A 1,161-nucleotide genomic window follows, 5' to 3' on the forward strand; every position below is an offset into this window, starting at 1 on the left:
GTCAATAAAAAAAGTCCAGTTCCACAACCAGACTTTCTAATCATGACAATTATTGGAAAGAGACTACAATGACATTTATTTCAAATCATAAACAGAAAATTATTTCAAGTTACATTTCGGCAACTGTCAGAAGTCATCCTAAATTAGAAAAGCACCCTACCTTACCATTAGTCTATCAAAAAAATCGTAATCCCCATCAGGTTCCAATATTGGCGGGTGGAGGTTCAGGACACGAACCTGCTCATATTGGATATGTGGGAGAAGGAATGCTTACCGCTGCTATCCATGGCCAATTATTTACTCCTCCTACAAGAACTGAAATCTTAGAGTCCATTCGTTTTTTAAACAATGGTCACGGTGTCTTCATCATTGTAAAAAATTTCGAAGCAGACATCAAAGAATTTAGCTCGGCCATTAACACTGCTAGAAAAGAAGGAATTAAAGTCAGCTATAGTCTCGCACACGACGATATTTCAATTGAACCTCACAATAGATTTCAAATTAGAGGAAGAGGGCTTGCAGGGACTATTTTACTTCATAAAGTTCTAGGATATGCAGCTCAAAATGGTGCCGAAATAGAGCAACTAACTGATTTAGGTCATCAGCTTGCTCCCGAAATCGCAACAATTGGCTTTGCAACGAAATCGGCTAGTCTCCCCCAAGCCACCCTTCCACTATTTAACTTGGAAGAAGGAAATATTTCTTATGGTATTGGGATACATGGCGAAGAAGGATATCGTATCGTCCCATTCCAATCATCGGAAATCCTTGCAAATGAAATTATAAGTAAATTAAGATTGCACTATCATTGGAAAAAGGGTGATCAATTTATATTGCTTGTAAATAATCTAGGCACTACTACCAACCTAGAAATGGGCATATTTCTCAATGATCTCCTTCAACTCTTAGAAATTGAAGGAGTCGCTATTACCTTTATAAAATCAGGAACATTTATGACCAGTTTGGATATGGCAGGTATATCCGTAACTCTTTGCCCTGTAAAAAATAAGCAATGGCTAGAAGCGCTCAATGCTCCAACGACAGCTTTTGCATGGTAATTTGCTTTGTATAACTCAAAAGGGCTACATCACTTGATGGCCCTTTGTTTTTATCTTATACTCAATGAAAATCAAAAAGCAAACTAGGAAACTAGCCGCAGGC

1 protein-coding gene is annotated in these 1,161 nt (G+C 37.9%); it reads left to right on the top strand.

All coding sequences use genetic code 11. The annotated features are described in order from the left end of the window. Nucleotides 1-68: 68 nt before the first annotated feature. The gene (dhaQ, locus tag WKI42_RS10430) at nucleotides 69-1,058 is read left to right on the top strand and encodes a DhaKLM operon coactivator DhaQ (protein WP_049511169.1); all 990 of its coding nucleotides are present in this window, start codon (nucleotides 69-71) and stop codon (nucleotides 1,056-1,058) included. Nucleotides 1,059-1,161 lie beyond the last annotated feature (103 nt).

This window comes from Streptococcus pseudopneumoniae (assembly GCF_038148935.1).
In the GTDB taxonomy this organism is placed as follows: domain Bacteria; phylum Bacillota; class Bacilli; order Lactobacillales; family Streptococcaceae; genus Streptococcus; species Streptococcus pseudopneumoniae_U.

What these genes read in the sequence shown, in the direction of transcription:
- dhaQ (WP_049511169.1), top strand. Translation starts at nt 69, where the DNA reads ATGACATTTATTTCAAATCATAAACAGAAAATTATTTCAAGTTACATT.